Origin of the sequence: Cyclobacterium xiamenense (assembly GCF_900109255.1) — a bacterium.
In the GTDB taxonomy this organism is placed as follows: domain Bacteria; phylum Bacteroidota; class Bacteroidia; order Cytophagales; family Cyclobacteriaceae; genus Cyclobacterium; species Cyclobacterium xiamenense.
The window spans coordinates 97608-117739 of record NZ_FNZH01000009.1 but is presented as its reverse complement, the minus strand read 5'-3'; the positions used below and the strand labels follow the sequence as shown (position 1 = coordinate 117739).

The following is a 20132-nucleotide window of genomic DNA, read 5'->3' as shown; positions in this document are numbered from 1 at the left end:
CAAACATTAGGCTTGCTACCAAAAAAAGCCCCGTTGTTTCGGGGCTTTTTTATTTTATTTTGTACCGACAGCAGCCCACACCTACAAAAGCGCCGGCTACGATTGGTTTAGAGTTCCTTTACTTCAATGTCCTTCCAGGAGATTTTCAAACCACCTCCGCTGTGGATTTGAAGGGCTATTTGCCCCTCACCCTGTCCGATTTTTTCGTCGCTGAAATCCACCATTTTCTTTCCATTGAGCCAGGTAACCACCCGATCGCCTTTTACCCGCACCTTGATGTCGTTCCACTCACCAAACTTTAGGTATTTGTCTTTTTCGGCATCTGGTTTGATCAACCATCCCCTACCATAGGACTCGTACACCCCTCCTGTATCGTTGCCTGGAGGTGCCACCTCTACCTGCCATCCGGACACCTTGGTTCCTTCAAAAGTTGACCGGAAAAAGATCCCGCTGTTTCCATCCTGGTCTTGCTTAAATTTTGCGGTCAACTCAAAATCTTTGTAATCTTCCTCGGTTCCCAGGTACCCATATTCTGCGTCAGGTCCACTTTCGGAAACCAGAATCCCATCCGCTACGTACCACTTTTCGGTACCGTATACGATCCATCCGGAGAGATCTTTTCCATTAAAAAGTGAGGTTTGGCCCGCGGCAGTAAACACCAAGCCGACCAACGCGGCCAACAAAAGGCCGGACTGTTTTGCTATTGTTCTCATTATCTAGTTAGTTTATTTAAATTAGTGGTACATGCAATTTGTTTACACGAGTTTCATTTGAACAGGGTCCCAGGCGATAAATTTATCCTGGAAATAACTATCGTTGCACAAAAGTGCAGGAGCGGCGGCACGGAAAGCAAAAACTGGATCTTCCGCCACGGTTCCATTTTCACGAATCGCCCGGAAAAAATTCCCAAAATGATCGTAATGTGCTCCTTTGTATCCGGGCTCAACCTTATACACCATTTCATTGGGAGGCAATATACGCTTGCGGTCGGAAGCCCCTCCCCGCATTTGGGCCTGCGCCTCCAAAAACGGATCGTCACTGGATGCCTGTTGATTGGTTTTGACCACTACTTCGTCCCATTTTACGTCCATGGAGCCCTTACTCCCCACAATCTTTAGATAGGTGGACCCACTGGTGCCATCTACAAAATTGCAGCGCAGGGACAAGTTAAACCCGGGATGCTCCTGACTTTCGGGATACTGAAACATACCCAACAATACATCCGGAACCTCTCTGCCGTCCTTCCAATACCGCAGTCCCCCCATGGCTGAAATCTTGTTCGGCCCCAGAGAATTGGTAATGAAATGAAGACTGGTGAACAGGTGTACAAAGAGGTCCCCGGACATACCCGTTCCGTAGTCCAGGTAATTTCTCCAGCGAAAAAAGCGCAAAGGGTCAAATTCCCTTTCGGTGGTATTGGAAACGTACCGTTGCCAATCCACGGTATTTACGGATGCATCTTCGGGCACGTGGTACTGCCAAGCTCCTTCCGGTGAATGCCGCGCCCAAAAGCCCTCCGCATAATTGATGTCGCCAATGGCCCCCTGGGCGAGCAATTCCTTGGCCTTTTCGTTTCCAAGGCTGGAAATCCCCTGACTTCCTACCAGGAATACCTTGCCTGATTTCTTCCAGGCATCGATCACTTCCTGTCCTTCCTTCACCGAATGAACCATGGGTTTCTCGCAATACACGTGTTTTCCGGCATTCAGCGCATCCACGCTAATCTGTTTGTGCCAGTGGTCGGGCGTTCCTATCAGTACCGCATCGATATCGCTTCGTTTCAACAACTCTTTGTGGTCCTTGGTAAGAAACAAATGCTGTCCCCACTTTTCTTTCGCTGCCTCCAACCGGCCATCGTATAGGTCACAGACCCCGACTACCGATACGTTTTCGTGCTGAAGTGCGGTGTTCAGGTCTTGGGTCCCCATGATCCCGGCACCGATCAGTGCAATTTTCAATTCACGGTCATCGACGCTTTTTTTAGACAATCGATCCATGCGAACCACATCCGGTACCGGCTGCCCGGCAAATGCGGTCGGGGCCAACGCCGAAGCGGCACCGGCCATTCCCAATCTTTTTAAAAATTTTCTGCGGTTATTTTCCATTTGTTTACAGTTGATCCGACGATGAATTTGAAACCTTTCGGGAAATATGCCCCAGTCCTTGCCTGGAACGCCAGAGGAAAATTAGCCCCTTGTTCGCTGCTACTCCTCGTGCATTCCCTTCCGTCTTTAGGTACCCAAGCCGGTGCGGCAAAACGCGCCGTTTTGAGGAACCCTACCTCCTGATGAAAGGACGCCACCCATTCGCATCCGTCGGTGATGGGCGAATTGGTCAACCAAACTTACTAAAATTTTTAGATTATCGTTTCTGGAAATCGGATTTGTGCCAAACAAAAAATCACCCAAAAGGGATTTAGCGGTGCCCGTTGAGATTCCAGCGATTGATTTGCAGGAAATTCACTGATCGGGTTGCCCGTCTTGGGTGTTATCGTCGTACCTGTACTCTTCGTCCATCATTCGCTGCCGGGGCCATTGAGGGGCCAGTTCTTTTTCTTCCAGACTCACCAATTCCCCATTTTCAAATGTCGCAAGTATATAAAAGCGATCGTCGTTGGTGAGACGGTATACTTTTTTGTTCTCGTTCAACTGACTTATGACCGCTTCTTTATTTTGCCGAAGAAATTTGCTTTCCGACATGCCCAATTGGTAGGGAATGCGTGGCTGAAATACGGCGCAAGCGCCCAACAGAAAAACTACACTCAGGGTAGCCAATGTTTTTATCATCATATCAAAACAGATTTTAGTGAGAATAGGTAGTTATCCTCGGGGACAACCAATAACTCGGCAATAATTCGGCCAAAAAATTAAGATTTGATAGCGAAGCAATTAGCTGCTTGCTGGTAAAATAGTTTTGTTTGAGATGAAAATTTACCTACCTTTGTACTGAGCGGCACGACCAGCTCCCGCTAAATCCCCCAGGTCCGGAAGGAAGCAAGGGTAGGTGGTTGTAGCGGTGCGATGCCGCTTATTTTTTTCCTTTTTATTTTACGCTCCCCATCTTTTTGATACTTTTGACGTAAATTTATCGGCATATACACTCAAACTTACTATTCGCACATGAAATTCTTTATCGATACCGCAAACCTAACCGAAATAAAAGAAGCCTACGACCTGGGTGTTTTGGACGGTGTGACCACCAACCCTTCTCTGATGGCCAAAGAAGGCATAAGAGGGGACGAGAACGTTCGAAACCACTACAAAGCTATTTGCGACATCGTGGATGACAAGGTAAGTGCGGAAGTGATTGCTACCGATTTTGAAGGGATTGTGAAGGAAGGTAAGGAGCTGGCTAAAATAGATGACAAGATCGTCGTAAAAGTTCCCATGATTAAAGACGGCATCAAGGCCATTAAGTATTTTTCCAGCGAAGGTATCCGTACCAATTGCACGCTCGTATTCTCGGCCGGTCAGGCCATTTTGGCAGCGAAAGCGGGTGCCAGCTACCTGTCTCCGTTTATTGGCCGCTTGGATGACATCGCCTTTGACGGGCTGGATCTCATCGGGCAAATCGTACACATTTACCAAAACTACGGGTTTGAAACCGAGGTATTGGCGGCCTCTATCCGGCATACCATGCACCTGATCAAATGTGCGGAACTGGGAGCCGATGTGGTCACCTGTCCACTTAAGGTGATCACGGGCCTGTTAAATCACCCGCTTACCGATAAGGGATTGGCTCAGTTTCTGGCAGATCATGCCAAAGCAAATTCCTGATCGGCTGGTTTTTCGCCAATCGTTCTCCGCAAATGAACGGCACCTGACACGAACCAAAACATACCGGCTATGTACATCATCAAAGTAAAAGGGAAAGCAAAAATCCCGGATTACATACAGATCCGGGACGAAAACTTTGTTTTGGTAGCCTATTTCCGGGCAGACCGCCCGCTAAAGAACATTGAAAAATTCGGACTGCAAGGAAAGGAAGCGGAACTGGAACAATTAATTCGGGAATTGCCATTTGGCAAACTCAAAAAACTCAGTATTTAATATGGTCTTTTCGAACGAGCCGGTGGTGTCGGTGCAGCAGGCCTGTATCTTTCAGGGTATCAACACCATATTGAAGGACGTGACTTTTACGATCGAAAAGGACGAATTTGTATTTCTAATCGGAAGAACGGGAAGCGGAAAAAGTTCGCTGCTAAAAACCCTGTATGCGGACCTCCCCCTTATCATGGGCCAGGCAAGGGTGGCCGGTTATTCGATCGACAAGCTGAAAAAAAAGGAAATCCCGTATTTGCGCCGCAAATTGGGAATTGTGTTCCAGGATTTTCAACTTTTTCCGGATCGAACGGTGGCCGAAAACCTGTATTTTGTCCTCCGAGCTACCGGCTGGAAGGATAAAATCAAGATGAAAAACCGGATGATCGAAGTGCTGATGGGCGTGGGTCTGGGCGGCGCAGCATCCAAGATGCCGCACCAACTTTCCGGTGGAGAACAACAGCGGGTTGTCGTTGCACGGGCTTTGCTAAACGAACCCTCCATCCTTCTGGCGGACGAACCCACCGGTAACCTGGACCCGGAGGTGGCGGATGGCATCTTCCATTTGTTCCAGGAAATCAATAAAAAGGGCACCGCCATCTTGATGGCTACCCACAATTACGAGCTGCTCAAGAAGCATCCCTACCGCATACTAAAATGCGAAAACGCCAGGGTGTTGGATAGCAAAACTACCACCATCTCCCTGGGTAACACCGGTATCTAATCGGTCCTGTCTATCGTTGCTCACTCTTGTTCCAGATTTCTACTACCGCACCGGAGTCAGTACCGGGAACAGCCTGCCTTGGCGCTGTAATTGCTTCTTCCTACCGACACCATACCTTTGCGCGCTTCTATTATTGATAGAAGCTACGGTTTTTTGGAAACTCGTTGCCAAAATCCTGACAAGCCTTGGCCCCAAAAGCCCATGCTTTGGGTCCCCCGGAACAATCCGCTGCCGTCCGGTGTTTGCTACGTGTTGAGTCTGTCCAATCATCCGCTACCATGGAAATCGAACATTTTTTTCAATGCCCGTTTTGCTTCTCCGAAATCTCCATGCTGCTCGACCCCAGCGTAACCGAACAGGAATACATTGAGGATTGCGAAGTCTGCTGCAACCCCATTCAGATCAGTTATGGAATGGAAAATGGAGATCTTAGCTGGTTTAATGCAACTGGTGTGGATCAGTGAAATTTTATAATTTTTTGCCTTGAATATCCTTTTCAAAAGCCTATTTTAGAAGGCGAATAAAGGTACAGCTATGGTAAAAAAACTACTGCTTGGTATTATTTTCTGGGGAACGACGCTATCGCTGCACGCACAAAACCAGATTAGGGAAGAGATAAAAACTGCCGGACAAATTTATGCCTATGCCCAGTTGCACGGAGACCACGAGATTCTTTTGGATTTTACCTACCCCGCACTGATCGAAAAAGCCGGAGGTAGGGATGCCATGAAAAAGCTGTTGAAACAAATACAGGAAACCAAGCAAGCACGCGGTCAGCGCTTGGCTTCCCTTGAGTTTGGGGAGGAAATCGAGGCCGTGCAAGTAGCGGATGAGGTTCATGCGATTGTACCCGTCACCCTGGTTACCAAAGTTCCGGGAGGGACCCTGATTTCGGACAGCAACCTAATTGCCGTAGGTACGGAAGACCGTGCCAACTGGTACTTTATCGAAACCACCTCTCTGGAGGAGAAAAACATACAGAAAGTACTCCCAACCTGGGATTTCAGGCTGGCGCTTCCGTTTAAAAAGCCCCCGGTATTCAAAGAAGACAAGCGTTAAGACCGGCGGGTAGTATTATTCGCCGGATTAACCGCCCTTTTTTCTTGCCGCGGCAAGCGCATCCCATTCTTCTGCTTTCACTTGGCCAAAGCCGTTAAATTGACCGGCTCCTTGCAGCCATTCCCCCCCGTCAATGGTGATCACTTCTCCATTGATATAAGCGGAATACGGAGAAATCAGGTAGGCAGCCAGATTGGCCAGTTCCTGGTGCTCCCCTACCCTACCCAAAGGAATGCGCCGAACGGGGTCAAACTTCTCCGCCAGATGCCCCGGCAAAAGCCGCTCCCAGGCGCCTTCCGTCGGGAAAGGACCCGGTGCAATGGCATTGGAGCGGATTCCGTGTGGCGCCCATTCCACTGCCAGTGAACGGGTCAGGGCAAGAACGCCCGCCTTCGCGGCTGCACTGGGTACCACGTAGGCGGAACCGGTAAAGGCGTAGGTCGTCACAATGTTTAAAAAAACGCCAGGTTTGCCATCCTGTATCCAATCCTTCCCTGCGATCAGGGTCATGTTTGAGGTCCCTTTAAGGACGATGTCCAAAATGGTGTGAAAGGCATTTGGTGAGAGCCGGTTGGTAGGACTGATAAAATTCGCCGCCGCATTGTTTATCACCCCATCAATTTTCCCAAAATGCGCCTTCGCTTCCTGATACATCTCGGAAAGCGCCGCATAGTCGCGTATGTCACAGGCAAGCGGCACTACCTGTCCCCCGGTCACCGCCTCCAGTTCCGAGGCCGTGGCTTTCAAGGTTTCGATTTTCCGGCTACAAATTACCAGCTTGGCACCAAGCTCCAAAAAATAACGGGCCATTGCTGCCCCCAATCCGGTACCGCCACCGGTCACCAGTAGCACTTGCCCTTCCAGGGCTCCGGCTACCAGCATTCCTTTCTGATAGTGCATCTTATGTCCTTTAACTGTTACATAGCTCAAAATACATAATTTTCCATGCTTTGGGACGCGGGGATGGAAATTAATTAAACTTTCAGTAATTTCACCTCGGGGGAAGATCCGGATAACTCGGAGGATTCATGAAAAGAATAATCACATACGTTTCGTTACTCGTGCTGTTTGCCTGTCAACCGGATGTCAACAGGGACCTGCAGATCAATCAATCGTTTGAGGGCGAAGAAGCCTATTGGGCATCCAAGAGCCTGGATGAACACCTGTACCTGGTTTTTCAGCCATGGGCATTATTCGACGAGGAGTCCTTTTCGGATTCACTGCCCGGATGTCCGGAAATTTCCCGGGATACGGCTGCTTTCACCGTGACACTGAATTACGATCGGCCCGGTTGCACGGAGGTGCCGGTCGGCAGAAAAGGATCCATCACGCTGGAATACGGCAGGGAGTCGCCCACCGAAGGGGATACGCTTCGGCTGACATTTACCGATTACGAACGGGAAGGAACAGCTGTAGTGGGCCAGCGGGTTTTTCGATTTACCGAGCTGCTGTCCGGAGAGATTACGGTAGCTGAACTAACAGATTCTTTGCGCTTGCTTCATCCAGAGGGTTCTTCCACCCGGTTGAAACCCGCTTACCTACACCGGGCAACAATGGAATCAAATAAATTGATCGAACTCAGTAGCCAGGGACAGATGCAAGGCAGGAATTGGAGCGGTAATGCATTTGAGGTACTCGTGGACCCACAGAAACTACAATCCAGTGCCTGTCTGTCAGAATCGCTGCCCCGGCCCGCCTCTGGTACCGAAACCTGGACCATACACCGTACTGGCGGCAATCCGGTAACCCACGAATTGGTATACACTACCTCGGACGCTTGTGAATCAAAAACGACGATACGCCTGGATGAAGGGGTGGATATGGAAAAAACACCCTGATTTACAAACTCAAATAGCCCGAAATGCCTGAAAAAAGGCGTCTTTTTTGGAATATTTTTCTTCGCACAGGCAGTTTACCAGAGAGGTAGATGCCGGCATTGGCTTGGAATGCTCTCCAATGGAATACCTCACCTAATTCCCAAACACCTGCATCTGGCTACCTTAGGAACAGCGAATGTGGCAAGCCGGAGAAAAAGGGACAATATGACTTTGTGGAAATACTGAAAACCCGTTTTTTTAAATGAAAATCAGATGTTTCCGAATTTATTACCATTCTACGCTGCAACTATTTGATTCTCGGTCAAGTAGCGCTATGATGTCAATAGCCCGGTCCCGAGACGCCGAACTGGGTCCTTCCCACATGAACCAGGGCATCGCCTGCATTGACTACCGGTTGGTTGTTTATTCCAATCACGTGGCCGGAGGAAGGACTCTTGACAGGTACCTTCACCTGTCCATAAGGGTCAGATATTTTTGCCAATACCTGACCCTTTTTCACTTCATCTCCCGCAGAAACGGACGCATTGAAAATCCCGGATATTTTGGCTCTTACCCAGCTACTGTCTTGGATTTTAAGACTTCTCACCGGAGGATAGGTGCCGTCTATCATGCCCAGGTAACTCAATAAACGGCCGGTACCCATGATACCTTCCTGGATCACCTGCTCATCGAGGCGCATGGACTCCCCCCCTTCGAAAACAAGTATGTGCTTTTTATGCTTATACGCCTCCTTTCGAAAAGACCGATCAATATGCGGTGAGTTTACCGTAAAGTTGGCGCCGAATACTTCGGCAAGCTCTAATCCTTTTTTGTCTTTGAAATCCACGCGCACCTGGGGGAAATTGGAGAGCATGCGTCCCCCGGTGTGAAAATCGATGCCAAAATCGATTTGAGGGATTATTTCATGGGTCAAAATATACGCAATTTGCGAGGCAAGTGAGCCTTTACTGCTGCCTGGAAAGCTCCTGTTTAAGTCCCTACCGTCTGGAAATGTGCGGGAGTTACTCAAAAACCCGTACACATTTACGAGGGGAATAAAAATCAGGGTACCGCGTTTCGGCTCGAAAATCGCCTCTTCCAGCATCCGCTTTACCGTAACAATGCCATTAATCTCGTCTCCATGGACACCGCCGCTTATCAGCACCGTGGGGCCCGTGTTGCTGGAACTCCGAATAAATACCGGCAAATCAATCAAAGTATGCGTAGGAAGCCGGGCGATAGCTATTTCGATATTTAACGTTTGCCCCGGCCGAATCCGGATGCCATTGATCACCATTTCTTTCATATCACACCTTTTTTACCACATGCTTTACCCGCTCCAGAGAAATCCCGGCCCCGTGGAAAATACCAGAATCTTTTTCTATTTGATCAAATAATTCGTAATTCGTACATAAAATAAACAATGAAGATACGAGAAAATTTTTCTTTACGCGCCTACAATACCTTTGGGATAGACATAAAAGCGCGCCTCTTTTTCGAAGCCCATAATTCGGAAGATGTTTTGGAAGCAATCTCGCAGGCAGATTCGTTGGGAAAGCACCTGTTTGTATTGGGTGGGGGAAGTAACGTTCTTTTGGTAGGAGACATTGATGCATTGGTGCTGAAGATTGCCATTCAGGGAATCGAGAAAACGGAGGAAGATGAGGACACTGTTTTACTCAAGGCAGGAGCCGGGGTGATTTGGCAGGATCTCGTGCATTTCTCTTTAAATATGGGGCTGAGTGGTTTGGAAAATTTATCCCTTATCCCCGGTACGGTGGGTGCTGCACCCATGCAGAATATCGGTGCCTATGGCGTTGAGCTACAATCCACTTTTGACCATTTGGAAGCCATAGAAATTGCCACGAAAAACCGTAAAATAATAACCAAAGCTACCTGTGCTTTTGGGTACCGGGACAGCATTTTCAAAAACAAATGGAAAGGTCGGTACATCATCACCCGGGTAGCTTTTCGCTTGTCAAAAAAGCACCAGCCGATTACCAGCTATGGCGATATCGAACGTACACTAAAAGAAATGGGATCACTTCCCGCAACCCCTGAAAATATCAGCAGGGCGGTCATAAAAATCCGGCAACAGAAGCTACCGGACCCAAAAAAAATTGGAAATGCAGGGAGCTTCTTTAAAAACCCCAGCATTCCTCTTGGTGAATTTTCGTTACTGAAGGAACGCTTTCCAACCATCCCAGGCTTTCGATTAGGAGAACTGGTCAAAGTACCCGCAGCCTGGCTGATCGAGCAAGCCGGCTGGAAGGGAAAACGATTCGGGGCGATCGGCGTCCACGAAAAACAACCTTTGGTCTTGGTGAACTATGGAGGTGGAGAAGGATCGGAAATTGTGGCGCTAAGCGAAAAAATTCAGGCAGATATCCGGGAAAAATTTGGCATCACGCTCGAAAGAGAGGTCAACCTAATCGGTCCCGATGAATGGGCCAAAACCTAGGTTTTCCGCGGGGTACCCACGGGCTGCCACATTTAGATCAGTTGGTCCGGGATACGAAGTGTTTTCTTGTACTGCTCCGCTTGTACGCCAAATTTTTCAAGAAATTGAATCCCCTCATCAATGCCAATGCCCTTATAGGCAGCATAGGAATACAAGTAAACCACCTTTTGAATTCCCATGGAATAGATAATCCTGGCGCAGGGCAAACAGGGCGCTAATGTTACATAAAGGGTAGATCCCTCCACAGATGCTTTGTTTTTAACCGCGTACAGGATGGCATTCTGTTCGGCATGCAGGGCGAGGGAGCAACTGCCTTTGCTATCCCGACTGCATCCCTCCTCGGGAAACTCCTCGTCGCAGTTATGGGTACCGGACGGGGGGCCATTGTATCCAATCGAAATAATCCGGGTATCTTTGGTCAATACTGCCCCCACGTGCTTTTTGATGCAATGGGACCGTTGGGCAAGGCTCACTGCCAATTCCATAAAAATATCATCAAAATCTGGTTTGTTCATACGCATTCTTTTTTATGGCTGCGGACCGATTGCGCCCCCCGTCTTGCGTGGAATAAAACCGGCCCCTTTTTCGTTTACGAAAAGCTGGCATAAAATTAGTTATTTATCTATTTATAAATCAGGGATTCTGCAGGATAAAGAAAAAAAGGGTAAATAAAAGTTTAATGTGAAATTATTTAATTACTTTTGTCCCTGGTATTTTGCTTTTCAAAAACAGGTTTATGTATTTTAATGATTAAGATAGTTCTTATAGACGATGATCCCATCAGCATTTTCGTGACCGAAAAACTGATTCAGAGAAACCTCATGCAGCCTTGCAAGGTATTTTCTTTCGATAATGCGATGGATGCGTTGCGGGACATCTATCATATTGGCCCGCACTATCTTTTCCTGGATCTGAATATGCCAGAAATGACCGGATGGGACTTTTTGGAGGTGTTCAAACCTGCGCAATCCGAACCAGAAATTTACATTTTAAGCAGTTCAATAGACGAACGGGACATCATCAAAGCCAATCAATACCAGCAGGTAAAGAAATACCTTTCCAAACCCTTGATCAAGCAGTACATTAACCTCATTTTCGGTAAATACAGAAAAAATCTGTCCTGAAAATTCATGGATTTATTCGTGTCTTTAAGCACCTATATGCCCGCCGGGATAACGCCTATCGGACGGGAATCCATGCCTACTGTCGGCAGGTCGCCCGTTTGATAATCGTCCCTCCCCGTGCTGCTTGCGTCATGCCTGTCTGCTTCGGGCAGGCTCGATTTCCCATTAAATTCTTTTTTTTAAAAACTACTTTTGCCAAATTGAGTTTACATAGTAAAACCAAATGTACATGGCAACAGCAAATCCTAAATTAATTCTGGCCCTTAGAAAGACAATCTCGAAGCTAAAGAAAGGTGCTCCCTATCAGTGGGGCCACATGGGAGCCTGCAATTGCGGGAACCTGGCACAGGAAATTACCCGGATCAGCAAATCGGACATTCACCGGTTTGCCATGCAACGCAGTGGGGACTGGAGCGAGCAATTGAACGATTATTGCCCAAGCAGTGGCTTGCCCATGGATCTGATGATTTCGGAGTTGCTGGGAATCGGGCTGAGCAGGGAGGACCTTATCCATCTGGAACGATTATCCGACCCCGAAATTCTTGCGCTGATACCGATGGACCAGCGCATGCATCTGGTAAAAAATAAGAAAGAAGACCTGCTGCTTTACCTGGAAACCTGGGTTCGTCAACTTGAAAACGAATGGGCTGAAAACCAACGAACTACCCTTCCCTCAGGTGGTAAAAAAATAATTCCCACAGAGGTGTTGAGTTAGTTATAATAATTTCATTAATTAGCGCAAAAAAACAGCCTTTCTTAACACTTGACGCTTATGAATGAAGATTTTGAAGACGAGTTCGACGAAGAAGACGAATTCAGCAGTGAATTTGACGATCAGATTTACGACGAAGACGAAGATCATGGTCTGGAAGATGATGTTTTTATGGATTTTGAAGACGATGGGTTTGACGACACGGGAGACGACTTTTCGGACCGATTTCCCTTTGATGAGGACGAAGAGGAGGAGGAAGATGATTTTATCTAGTTTGGGTTGACGATCGATTAAGTTACCAGTCGCTTTTCAATCCTCCACACCTGATTAGATTCCTTTTTGTTTTTATGCTTTGTTATCCTCGTTTTCGATGCTAACTTGCAACCACAAAAGCTTTCATAACCATTAGCGTATGTTATTAGAAATATTTAATTCCCCCATTGCTTCAGGAGCACAAACCTTTTGGCTGATCGTTGCGATTTTAGTGGGCTTGGGAGCAGGACTCTCCGCCATTGATTTTAGAAGCACGGTCTTTAAAAAGGAAAACAAAGAAGATTAAAAAAAGGCCGGTTTCGCAAAACCGGCCTTTTTTTATGTATTTTTTTCGATGTAGGCTAGTGGATTTTTCCCATCAGGCTCCGTATAGGTTTGGAGACGAGCATCAGCACAATACCCGCACCCGCTACTGTGTACACGATCAACAGGTACTGCTGGGGCATGTTGGCCAATGCCTCTTCCGTCCCTCCACTCGTACTTCCGGCAATCCGTCCGGCCACCAGATTCCCCATGGCAATGGACAAAAACCACATCCCCATCATTTGCCCGGCAAACCTTTTGGGAGCCAGTTTGGTCGTAAGACTCAGACCCACCGGACTCAGGCTGAGTTCACCAAAGGTGTGGAACAGGTAGGTAATGACCAGCCAGGAAGGAGCAGCCAGATTTCCGGATGCTGCTATTTTTGCTGCAAAGTACATCACCAAAAATCCAATTCCCAGAAATAACAGTCCAATGGCGAATTTCAGGGGAGAAGAGGGCTCCAGGTTTTTCCTGGCCAGGGCCACCCACATGGCCCCAAAAAATGGTGCAAATAGAATGATAAAGATACTGTTTACCGATTGAAAATAACCGGCTGGAATCTCCCAACCCATGGCCATCCTATCCGTAAATCGCTCTGCAAATAGATTCAACGAAGACCCGGCTTGTTCAAACCCGGACCAGAATACCGCTGAAAAGACGAAGAGAATCATGATCACCAGTACTTTCTTTTTCTGTGCCGTATCCAGTCCGCCAAAGAGCAATACGTATCCAAAAAACAGCAAGGCTACAATTGCTATCATTGTATTAGAAACCCCAGCAATGGCTACAGGATCCACTGGGATGACCTGCAAGAAAAACAACAGGACCAGCACCACCACCAATCCCAGTACCAGCCAAACGCGTTTCTGCAGGCGCCCCAGGGCGTCTCGCTGGGCAGGCGATTCCGCAACCACGGCCTCCCCCACTCCATTTAGGTACTTTCCGGTCCATTTGTATTGGACCAATCCCATCAGCATCCCAAAACCGGCAAGCCCGAACCCCAGGTGCCAGTCGTAAACGGCCAGGGTACTGCAGGCAATGGGCGCCAGAAATGCCCCCAGGTTGATCCCCATATAGAATATTGAAAATCCGGCATCTCTTTTGGGACTATTTTCTGGATACAGCTGACCTACAATGGAGCTGATGTTTGGCTTCAGCAGACCCGTTCCGAAGACGATCAATACCAGGCCCAGAAAAAAGGAGGGTAGATCCCAGGCAGCTAGCTGTCCGGGAGCAGCAGGATTTTCTGCCAGTAGCGAAAAAACGCCGGGCAGTGCCATCGTAAAATGACCAATCGTAATAATAATTCCCCCGTACCAAACGGATTTCTTCAGGCCAATCAACCGATCCGCTACCCAGCCGCCGGGGAGTGCCAGCAGGTATACGGCCATGGAATACAACCCATAAATGGCCCCGGATGTCTGATCATTAAACCCCAGTCCTCCGGAAGCGATCGGAGCAGTCATAAACAGAATCAGCAAGGCGCGCATGCCATAGTAGCTAAACCGCTCCCACATTTCCGTAAAAAAGAGGGTCATCAGTCCTTTGGGATGTCCAAACAACTGGGGGCCTTCGAATTCCAGAATATCTTCCGGAGCGTTGTGTTTCCCTACAAACTGGTCTTCTTTTCTCAAGTTACATTAGTTTAGATGGAATTTTCAAAAAAGCAAGGGGCACGAATTACAAGTATAGCATGATACTAGCATAAAATCAGTATTATTGCAAAAAAAACAAACGATACGTTCATGAAAACCGGAGAAATTCAAACCGAGAAGGGCACCCTGAAAATTACCTTTTACGAAGAAGACGCCCCAAAGACGGTGGCAAATTTTGTCGAACTCGCCCAAAAAGGCTTTTACGATGGGCTCACCTTTCACCGGGTCATACCCGATTTTATGATTCAGGGAGGATGCCCCAACGGCACTGGAACAGGAGGACCTGGGTACCATATCGATTGCGAGTTGGATGGGGAGCTTCAGTATCATGACCGGGGGGTATTGTCCATGGCGCATGCGGGCAGAAATACCGGTGGCTCCCAGTTTTTTATCTGCCATAACCGAAAAAACACCCAACACCTGGATCGAAACCATACTTGTTTTGGTAAAGTTACCGAGGGATTGGACGTCATTGATCAGATCCGGGGAGGAGATACGATCACCAAGATTGTAATTCACGACTGAACCAGCCTCTCACAGTACGTTAAAATAGCGCCCCGGCCACAGTTGCCGTCATCAGACAAGCAATGGTAGCGGCCAATAGTGCACGCATGCCCAGTCTGGAGAGGTTTCCCTGCTGTCCGGGCGCTATACTTCCGATTCCACCAACCTGAATGGCGATGGAGCTGAAATTGGAAAACCCACACAGCGCATAGGTGGCAATAACAATAGACTTTGGTGACAGCGTCCCCGCAGTTTTCATCTCGGCTAACCCCAGGTAGGCTACAAACTCGTTAATTACCGTTTTTTGCCCCAAAAGAGAGCCAACGGCAAGGGTATCTTTCCATTCCACGCCGATGATCCAGGCAAATAATCGAAAAATCTGCCCCAGCAAATACTCCAGCGAAAGTCCCTCAAACGTACCGTTGGTAGAAGCCGCCACCAGGGCATTCAGGCCGGAATATTCCCCGATAATCCCGGAAAGAAAATAATTCAAAGCGGCGATGACGGCAATAAATACCAACAGCATGGCGCCCACATTCAATGCGAGTTTAAGTCCCTCCGAGGCACCTCGGGACATCGCATCGATCAAGTTTACATCCGTCACCTGCCCGCTGATGTGTAAGCGGTCATTGATACCATCTTTGGTGTCCTCGGGTAGTATGATCTTGGAAATAACAATCGCCGCCGGCGCGTTCATGATACTGGCTCCCAATAAATACGTGGCAAATCGGGTCTTTTCTACCGGATCATCTCCCCCCAGAAAAGCCACGTATCCGGCAAGCACGCCTCCCGCAATGGTGGCCATGCCACCGGTCATCAGGCACATGAGCTCCGATCGGGACATGGTGGGAATAAACGGCCGCACCAGCAAAGGCGCTTCGGTCTGGCCCAGAAAAATGTTTCCCGCAGCAGAGAGGCTCTCCGGTCCAGACAGGCGCATGGTGCGTGCCATTACCCAGGCAATGCCAAACACCACTTTTTGGAGAATACCCAGGTAATACAGCCCGGCAGAAACCGTGGAAAAGAAAATAATCGTGGGTAATACCTGAAAGGCGAAAATAAATCCAAACGAGTCACTGGCCAACTCCCCAAATAGAAACGTGGCCCCTTGCTCCGAAAAACTAAGAAATGTAACAAATCCCGCACTGACCTTCGTGAAAACGGCCGCTACAACGGAAACTTTGGTGATCAAAATACCGAAAACAGCCTGCAACCCAATGCCAATACCTACCAATCGCCAATCGATTTTTTTCGAATTCGCGGAAAAAAGGCTGGCAATAAAGACCAGGGCCACAATTCCCAAAGCACCTCTTACATAATCCATTTTAGGCAAATTTTAGCAGTATAACTAGCCCATGTTGGACCCGGTCTTCTTCGGTGACTTAGCGCTGCTTGTTTCGGGAAAACAAACTAGCCAACAGCATCCTATCCCCTGCACTTAATTTCTCCGGTTGATCTCATCCCGCAAACGCGCCGCTTTTTCGTAATCCTCGTTCGTTATGGCTTTCTCTAATAATTGATTCAATTTGTCCAGACTAAAATCCTTGAGGGAAGCTTCTTCCCGGGATTTGCTCTTTTCTTTGGGGCCACCCTTTCCGGTAGCACTACCGGAAGCCGCTTCTTGTTCTCTTTTTTCGTCTTCCTCCGTAAACTCGATCGCTGCTTCCGCCATTACCGTGCTGGCACAGTATATTGGCGCATCAAACCTGACCGCAATGGCAATGGCATCCGAGGGACGCGCATCAATTTCTACTTTTTTGAACGAACTCTGGCACATGATTTTTGCATAAAAAACCCCCTCCCTCATGTCGGAGATCAATATGTGATCCACGGAAAATTGAAAATTGGATGCAAAGGATTTGAATAAATCATGGGTCATCGGCCGGTTGGGAATGATTTTTTCGATTTCTATCGCGATGGCCTGGGCCTCAAACATGCCGATCACGATCGGCAACTTCCGCCTTCCCTCAGATTCTCCCAAAACCAGTGTAAATGACCCTGATTGGGTGCTATTGGATGATAAACCCAAAATTTCTAACTCAACAGTATTATCCACGGTCAATTAGTTTAGTGCCTTAATCGCTTCTGTCAATTTTGGGACGATTTCAAATGCATCCCCAACTATGCCATAATCCGCAGTCTTAAAGAAGGGAGCCTCCGGATCTTTGTTGATAACAACAATATTTCGCGAAGCATTTACCCCGGCCAGGTGCTGTATCGCTCCGGAGATGGCCACTGCCACATACAGGGAAGGGGCTACTTTCACCCCGGTCTGCCCCACGTGCTCGTGGTGCGGCCTCCACCCAGAGTCGGACACTGGCTTCGAACACCCCTTTGCCGCGCCCAGGGCAGCGGCAAGATCTTCAATTAGCCCCCAGTTTTCCGGTCCATTAAGACCCCGTCCTCCGGAGACGACGATATCCGCTTCCGGTAATAACACCTCACCGGTAGCCTTTTCTGAGCCAGTAATCGTTGCGGCAAAAACCTCGGGTGGAAGATCCACCGTCAGTTGTTTTACCGCTACGGCTGCTCCGCCGGTTTTTACCGGTTGAATGTTTTTCTTGATCGCAAGAATCTTGTTTTCGGTATCAACACGGGTGGCCACAAAGGCCTTGCCCGTAAAAATACTTCGTCTTACGACAAAACCTGCTGTCAAATCGGGTTGATCCACCACGTTGGTGACCAATCCTGCGTCCAATTTTACTGCCAGTCGGGCGGCTACCGCATCTCCCAGGGATGACTTCGCCAGCACCAGGGTTTTCGCACCAACGATACGGAATACCTCCGCTATCACGGAGGCATGGGCCTGTATTACCCCGGCATCAAGTCGCTCATCCGCTACCTGATAAACCGCCGAGGCACCCGACTGCCCGAGGCGATCCCACTCGGTGCCTTCCAGGCTACCCAGGCCTACAGCACTTACTGCTGCCCCAGTCTTCTCACCCAGCACAGCAGCATAGGAAACTGCTTCCAAGGAGGAGCTTTTGATTTTACCCTGATCTTTTTCTATATATACTAATATTGACATTTCTTTCGGTTATTTAAAGTATTTTAGCCTCGTTTTTTAACAGGTCAACCAATTCTTCCACCGTATTCACCAGCTTTACAGCTTCCTTCGCAGGAGGCAGGCTGTAGGATTCGACAGCTGTGCTGCTCGTTGCTTCTACAGGCGCCACAGCATTCAGCGGCTTGCTTCTTGCTGACATAATGCCGCGCATGTTTGGTATTTTCCATTCGGCGATGGGCTCCTGACAGCCAGCGATAACGGGCAAATCAACGCTTATAAACTCTTTCCCTCCCTCAATTTCACGAGACATTTTTGCCGTTCTTCCATCAATTTCCAATTTCATCACCGGCGATATCGAAGGTATCCCCAGCAACTCACCCACCATGCCGTGTACCATGCCTCCGTTGAAGTCAATGGATTCCCTGCCCATAAGAATCAGGTCGTACGCCCCTTCTTTGGCAAGGTGCGCAATTTGCCGGGCCACAAATACCGCATCCTGGGGAAAAGCATCCACTCGGATGGCCTCGTCCGCGCCAATAGCCAACGCTTTTCGTAAGGTGGGTTCCGTCTCTTTTTCACCAACATTGATCACCGTGATCGACCCTCCGGTCTGCTCTTTCAACTCCACCGCTCTGGCAAGTGCGTAATCATCGTAGGGACCAATAATGAACTGCACCCCCGCTTTGTCAAGTTGCTTGTTGTCATCGGTAAATCTAATCTTTGACGTGGTATCAGGCACATGCGTGATACATACCAATATTTTCATCTGTTTCTAACTGTTTTAGAGTTGCTACCTAGCCTCTCCCGATACAAAATCGGGATAATCTTTGACGATTAAAATAATCATTGCCCGGTGTGCTTACTGATGATTTTAATCGCATCGATTTCATCTATTTTTTAATTAAATTTGTCATTGCAGAAACCAAACGCAACACCATGGAAAAACATGACCGGGTCAAGGAACTTGTCACCTATATGGAAGAAGAACCTGACAACCCTTTCAATATTTACGCGTTGGCTTTGGAATACCAAAATCAAGACAAAGAAAAGGCTTCTTTTTATTTTAACAAACTATTACGCGAACATAAAAGCTATCTTCCCTGCTATTACCACGCCGCTAAGTTATTCGCAGAGCTGGGGCTACCCGAGCAGGCGGAATCCACCTTTGTGGCAGGGATACAGCTCGCAAAAACACAAAACAATACCCACGCCCAGCGGGAATTGGAAAATGCCTATTTCAATTTTCAGGTCGAAAACGATTGATGCAACAACCTCCGGGGAAACCGGCAGCTCCGTCTATTTTCTTCGCTACCCTGAACCTGGAGCCGCTTGCTACCATTTCGTACCCTAGATTTGCAGGACGAGCTTTCCCAATTGTTCGGTTTTTTCCATTTTATCGAAGGCACGTGTGGCCTCCGATAGGGAAAAAACCCGGTCTATGGTTGGCTGAATGCTGTCATGACTCACCAAATCGAGCATTTGCTCGAAATCCCGATCCGAGCCCATGGTAGATCCCTGCAACCGTACTTGCTTCCAAAACAAATTTCGGGCATTCACTTCCTTCATGGTACCTAGGGTAGCCCCGTATACCACGATGGACCCTCCCGGACGGACCAGCTCCAAAAGGTCATTGATCGTCGAGCCCATCGCGCTATCGATGATCAGGTCAAAACCGTCGCTGTTACCTTTTGCTTCCTCCACCCAGGACTCGGAATGGTAGAAGTACCCGGCTTCGACGCCCATTTCAAGCGCCTTTTCCAGCTTCCATCCAGAGCCACTGCTGACAGCGACCCTTGCGCCACTGGCGAGGGCAAATTGAACCGCTAGCTGGGCTACGCCACCGCCGAATCCGGTTACCAACAACCGATCCCCCTTTTTTATTTGTCCCTGATAGAACAGCGCCCGGTAGGCAGTGAGTCCAGCGAGGGGAAGGGCCGCTGCATGAACGCTATCCAAATGAGCTGGAATCTGATGCACACGGTCTGCTGGAACGCAACAGTATTCGGCAAAGGTACCGTGATCCGGCATTCCTAAAATCCGGAAGTCGGGCTGCTGGGCAGATTGATTGTCTCCCCAATTAAGCGCCGGATTGATTAGCACCTGCTTTCCAATCCAGGATTTGTCTACTTTTGACCCGATATCGACTACTTCACCTGCGCCGTCTGAACCCAGGATTACGCCGTCTTTCAAATTGGGATACTTTTGTTCCCGGCACCATTGGTCCCGATGATTCAGGGCCGCGGCGTGTATTCGCACCTTCACCTCCTTCGGTCCCGGTTCCGGTTCCCGAAGTTCGGTGTAGGCGATTCCATCGCTATGGGTACTGTCTAAAACAATGCACTTCATTCCGTTATGATTAGGGTTAAAGAAAATACTCGCCCGGACGCGAAAACCGCGCCAGAACTCGGTGGAAAATGCGGAGTTTGCCGGCATACATACCGGCCTCAGCTATA

At 48.5% G+C, this 20132-nt stretch carries 25 protein-coding genes and 1 other RNA gene; 14 read left to right on the top strand and 12 right to left on the bottom strand.

What is annotated here, in order from left to right; translation table 11 throughout:
• Nucleotides 1-107: 107 nt before the first annotated feature.
• The 3 genes from BMW71_RS20335 to BMW71_RS20320 all read right to left on the bottom strand — a co-directional run bounded on the left by BMW71_RS20335 (nucleotide 108) and on the right by BMW71_RS20320 (nucleotide 2789).
• Entirely contained in the window at nucleotides 108-713 is a 606-nt protein-coding gene (locus BMW71_RS20335) for a 3-keto-disaccharide hydrolase (protein ID WP_092178139.1), read from the bottom strand.
• 42 nt (nucleotides 714-755) lie between these two features.
• A complete protein-coding gene (locus tag BMW71_RS20330) occupies nucleotides 756-2105 on the bottom strand; it encodes a Gfo/Idh/MocA family protein (RefSeq protein WP_092178137.1) in 1350 nt (449 codons plus the stop codon).
• Nucleotides 2106-2459: 354 nt separating this feature from the next.
• Nucleotides 2460-2789 carry a hypothetical protein gene (locus tag BMW71_RS20320; protein ID WP_241685036.1) on the bottom strand — a complete coding sequence of 110 codons (330 nt, stop codon included), beginning with the start codon at nucleotides 2787-2789 and terminating at the stop codon, nucleotides 2460-2462.
• 154 nt (nucleotides 2790-2943) lie between these two features.
• Between BMW71_RS20320 and ffs the strand changes: the two genes are divergently transcribed.
• The 6 genes from ffs (at nucleotide 2944) to BMW71_RS20290 (ending at nucleotide 5823) form a co-directional block, all read left to right on the top strand.
• An RNA gene (gene ffs / locus BMW71_RS20315) (signal recognition particle sRNA small type) lies at nucleotides 2944-3036 on the top strand.
• Nucleotides 3037-3119: 83 nt separating this feature from the next.
• Nucleotides 3120-3776: a fructose-6-phosphate aldolase gene (gene fsa, locus BMW71_RS20310; RefSeq protein ID WP_092178133.1), complete on the top strand. Its 657-nt coding sequence runs from the start codon at nucleotides 3120-3122 to the stop codon at nucleotides 3774-3776.
• A 69-nt stretch (nucleotides 3777-3845) separates the two neighbouring features.
• Nucleotides 3846-4049, top strand: a complete 204-nt coding sequence (locus tag BMW71_RS20305; RefSeq protein ID WP_092178131.1) for a fructose-6-phosphate aldolase — start codon at nucleotides 3846-3848, stop codon at nucleotides 4047-4049.
• Nucleotide 4050: 1 nt separating this feature from the next.
• Entirely contained in the window at nucleotides 4051-4764 is a 714-nt protein-coding gene (locus BMW71_RS20300) for a cell division ATP-binding protein FtsE (protein WP_092178129.1), read from the top strand.
• Nucleotides 4765-5042: 278 nt separating this feature from the next.
• Nucleotides 5043-5228 carry a CPXCG motif-containing cysteine-rich protein gene (locus tag BMW71_RS20295; RefSeq protein WP_092178127.1) on the top strand — a complete coding sequence of 62 codons (186 nt, stop codon included), beginning with the start codon at nucleotides 5043-5045 and terminating at the stop codon, nucleotides 5226-5228.
• A gap of 70 nt (nucleotides 5229-5298) precedes the next feature.
• Nucleotides 5299-5823, top strand: a complete 525-nt coding sequence (locus BMW71_RS20290) for a hypothetical protein (RefSeq protein ID WP_092178125.1) — start codon at nucleotides 5299-5301, stop codon at nucleotides 5821-5823.
• A gap of 27 nt (nucleotides 5824-5850) precedes the next feature.
• Here the strand turns inward: BMW71_RS20290 and BMW71_RS20285 are convergent, their stop codons facing one another.
• Nucleotides 5851-6723, bottom strand: a complete 873-nt coding sequence (locus BMW71_RS20285) for an SDR family oxidoreductase (protein ID WP_092178123.1) — start codon at nucleotides 6721-6723, stop codon at nucleotides 5851-5853.
• A 128-nt stretch (nucleotides 6724-6851) separates the two neighbouring features.
• On the opposite strand from BMW71_RS20285, the gene BMW71_RS20280 reads away from it, so the two are divergent.
• Nucleotides 6852-7661 carry a hypothetical protein gene (locus BMW71_RS20280; RefSeq protein WP_092178121.1) on the top strand — a complete coding sequence of 270 codons (810 nt, stop codon included), beginning with the start codon at nucleotides 6852-6854 and terminating at the stop codon, nucleotides 7659-7661.
• Between the two features lie 319 nt (nucleotides 7662-7980).
• Here the strand turns inward: BMW71_RS20280 and BMW71_RS20275 are convergent, their stop codons facing one another.
• Nucleotides 7981-8946 carry a succinylglutamate desuccinylase/aspartoacylase family protein gene (locus tag BMW71_RS20275; RefSeq protein ID WP_092178119.1) on the bottom strand — a complete coding sequence of 322 codons (966 nt, stop codon included), beginning with the start codon at nucleotides 8944-8946 and terminating at the stop codon, nucleotides 7981-7983.
• A gap of 117 nt (nucleotides 8947-9063) precedes the next feature.
• Between BMW71_RS20275 and murB the strand changes: the two genes are divergently transcribed.
• Complete coding sequence (gene murB, locus BMW71_RS20270; protein ID WP_092178117.1) at nucleotides 9064-10101, top strand: UDP-N-acetylmuramate dehydrogenase; 1038 nt, start codon at nucleotides 9064-9066, stop codon at nucleotides 10099-10101.
• 32 nt (nucleotides 10102-10133) lie between these two features.
• Here the strand turns inward: murB and BMW71_RS20265 are convergent, their stop codons facing one another.
• Nucleotides 10134-10616: a deoxycytidylate deaminase gene (locus BMW71_RS20265; RefSeq protein ID WP_092178115.1), complete on the bottom strand. Its 483-nt coding sequence runs from the start codon at nucleotides 10614-10616 to the stop codon at nucleotides 10134-10136.
• Between the two features lie 231 nt (nucleotides 10617-10847).
• On the opposite strand from BMW71_RS20265, the gene BMW71_RS20260 reads away from it, so the two are divergent.
• From BMW71_RS20260 to BMW71_RS23785, 4 genes are all read left to right on the top strand, one after another.
• Nucleotides 10848-11225, top strand: coding sequence for a response regulator (locus tag BMW71_RS20260; RefSeq protein ID WP_092178113.1), 378 nt, complete (start codon nucleotides 10848-10850; stop codon nucleotides 11223-11225).
• Nucleotides 11226-11454: 229 nt separating this feature from the next.
• A complete protein-coding gene (locus tag BMW71_RS20255; protein WP_092178216.1) occupies nucleotides 11455-11940 on the top strand; it encodes a hypothetical protein in 486 nt (161 codons plus the stop codon).
• Nucleotides 11941-11997: 57 nt separating this feature from the next.
• Nucleotides 11998-12210 carry a hypothetical protein gene (locus BMW71_RS20250; protein ID WP_092178111.1) on the top strand — a complete coding sequence of 71 codons (213 nt, stop codon included), beginning with the start codon at nucleotides 11998-12000 and terminating at the stop codon, nucleotides 12208-12210.
• 139 nt (nucleotides 12211-12349) lie between these two features.
• On the top strand, nucleotides 12350-12496 hold the full coding sequence (locus tag BMW71_RS23785; protein WP_174238275.1) for a hypothetical protein: 147 nt from the start codon (nucleotides 12350-12352) through the stop codon (nucleotides 12494-12496).
• Between the two features lie 55 nt (nucleotides 12497-12551).
• Here BMW71_RS23785 and BMW71_RS20245 read toward each other — a convergent pair whose 3' ends face one another.
• Nucleotides 12552-14051, bottom strand: a complete 1500-nt coding sequence (locus tag BMW71_RS20245; RefSeq protein WP_394333704.1) for a peptide MFS transporter — start codon at nucleotides 14049-14051, stop codon at nucleotides 12552-12554.
• Nucleotides 14052-14258: 207 nt separating this feature from the next.
• On the opposite strand from BMW71_RS20245, the gene BMW71_RS20240 reads away from it, so the two are divergent.
• Nucleotides 14259-14693 (top strand): peptidylprolyl isomerase, encoded by a 435-nt coding sequence (locus BMW71_RS20240; RefSeq protein WP_092178107.1) that lies wholly within the window; start codon nucleotides 14259-14261, stop codon nucleotides 14691-14693.
• Between the two features lie 19 nt (nucleotides 14694-14712).
• Here the strand turns inward: BMW71_RS20240 and BMW71_RS20235 are convergent, their stop codons facing one another.
• The 4 genes from BMW71_RS20235 to BMW71_RS20220 form a co-directional block, all read right to left on the bottom strand.
• A complete protein-coding gene (locus BMW71_RS20235; protein WP_092178105.1) occupies nucleotides 14713-15996 on the bottom strand; it encodes a NupC/NupG family nucleoside CNT transporter in 1284 nt (427 codons plus the stop codon).
• Between the two features lie 114 nt (nucleotides 15997-16110).
• Nucleotides 16111-16728, bottom strand: a complete 618-nt coding sequence (locus BMW71_RS20230; RefSeq protein ID WP_092178214.1) for a bifunctional nuclease family protein — start codon at nucleotides 16726-16728, stop codon at nucleotides 16111-16113.
• 6 nt (nucleotides 16729-16734) lie between these two features.
• Nucleotides 16735-17700: an electron transfer flavoprotein subunit alpha/FixB family protein gene (locus tag BMW71_RS20225; RefSeq protein ID WP_092178103.1), complete on the bottom strand. Its 966-nt coding sequence runs from the start codon at nucleotides 17698-17700 to the stop codon at nucleotides 16735-16737.
• A gap of 13 nt (nucleotides 17701-17713) precedes the next feature.
• Complete coding sequence (locus BMW71_RS20220; protein WP_092178101.1) at nucleotides 17714-18445, bottom strand: electron transfer flavoprotein subunit beta/FixA family protein; 732 nt, start codon at nucleotides 18443-18445, stop codon at nucleotides 17714-17716.
• Nucleotides 18446-18615: 170 nt separating this feature from the next.
• On the opposite strand from BMW71_RS20220, the gene BMW71_RS20215 reads away from it, so the two are divergent.
• Nucleotides 18616-18942, top strand: a complete 327-nt coding sequence (locus BMW71_RS20215) for an enzyme of heme biosynthesis (protein WP_092178212.1) — start codon at nucleotides 18616-18618, stop codon at nucleotides 18940-18942.
• 84 nt (nucleotides 18943-19026) lie between these two features.
• Here the strand turns inward: BMW71_RS20215 and BMW71_RS20210 are convergent, their stop codons facing one another.
• On the bottom strand, nucleotides 19027-20025 hold the full coding sequence (locus BMW71_RS20210; protein WP_092178099.1) for a quinone oxidoreductase family protein: 999 nt from the start codon (nucleotides 20023-20025) through the stop codon (nucleotides 19027-19029).
• Nucleotides 20026-20132 lie beyond the last annotated feature (107 nt).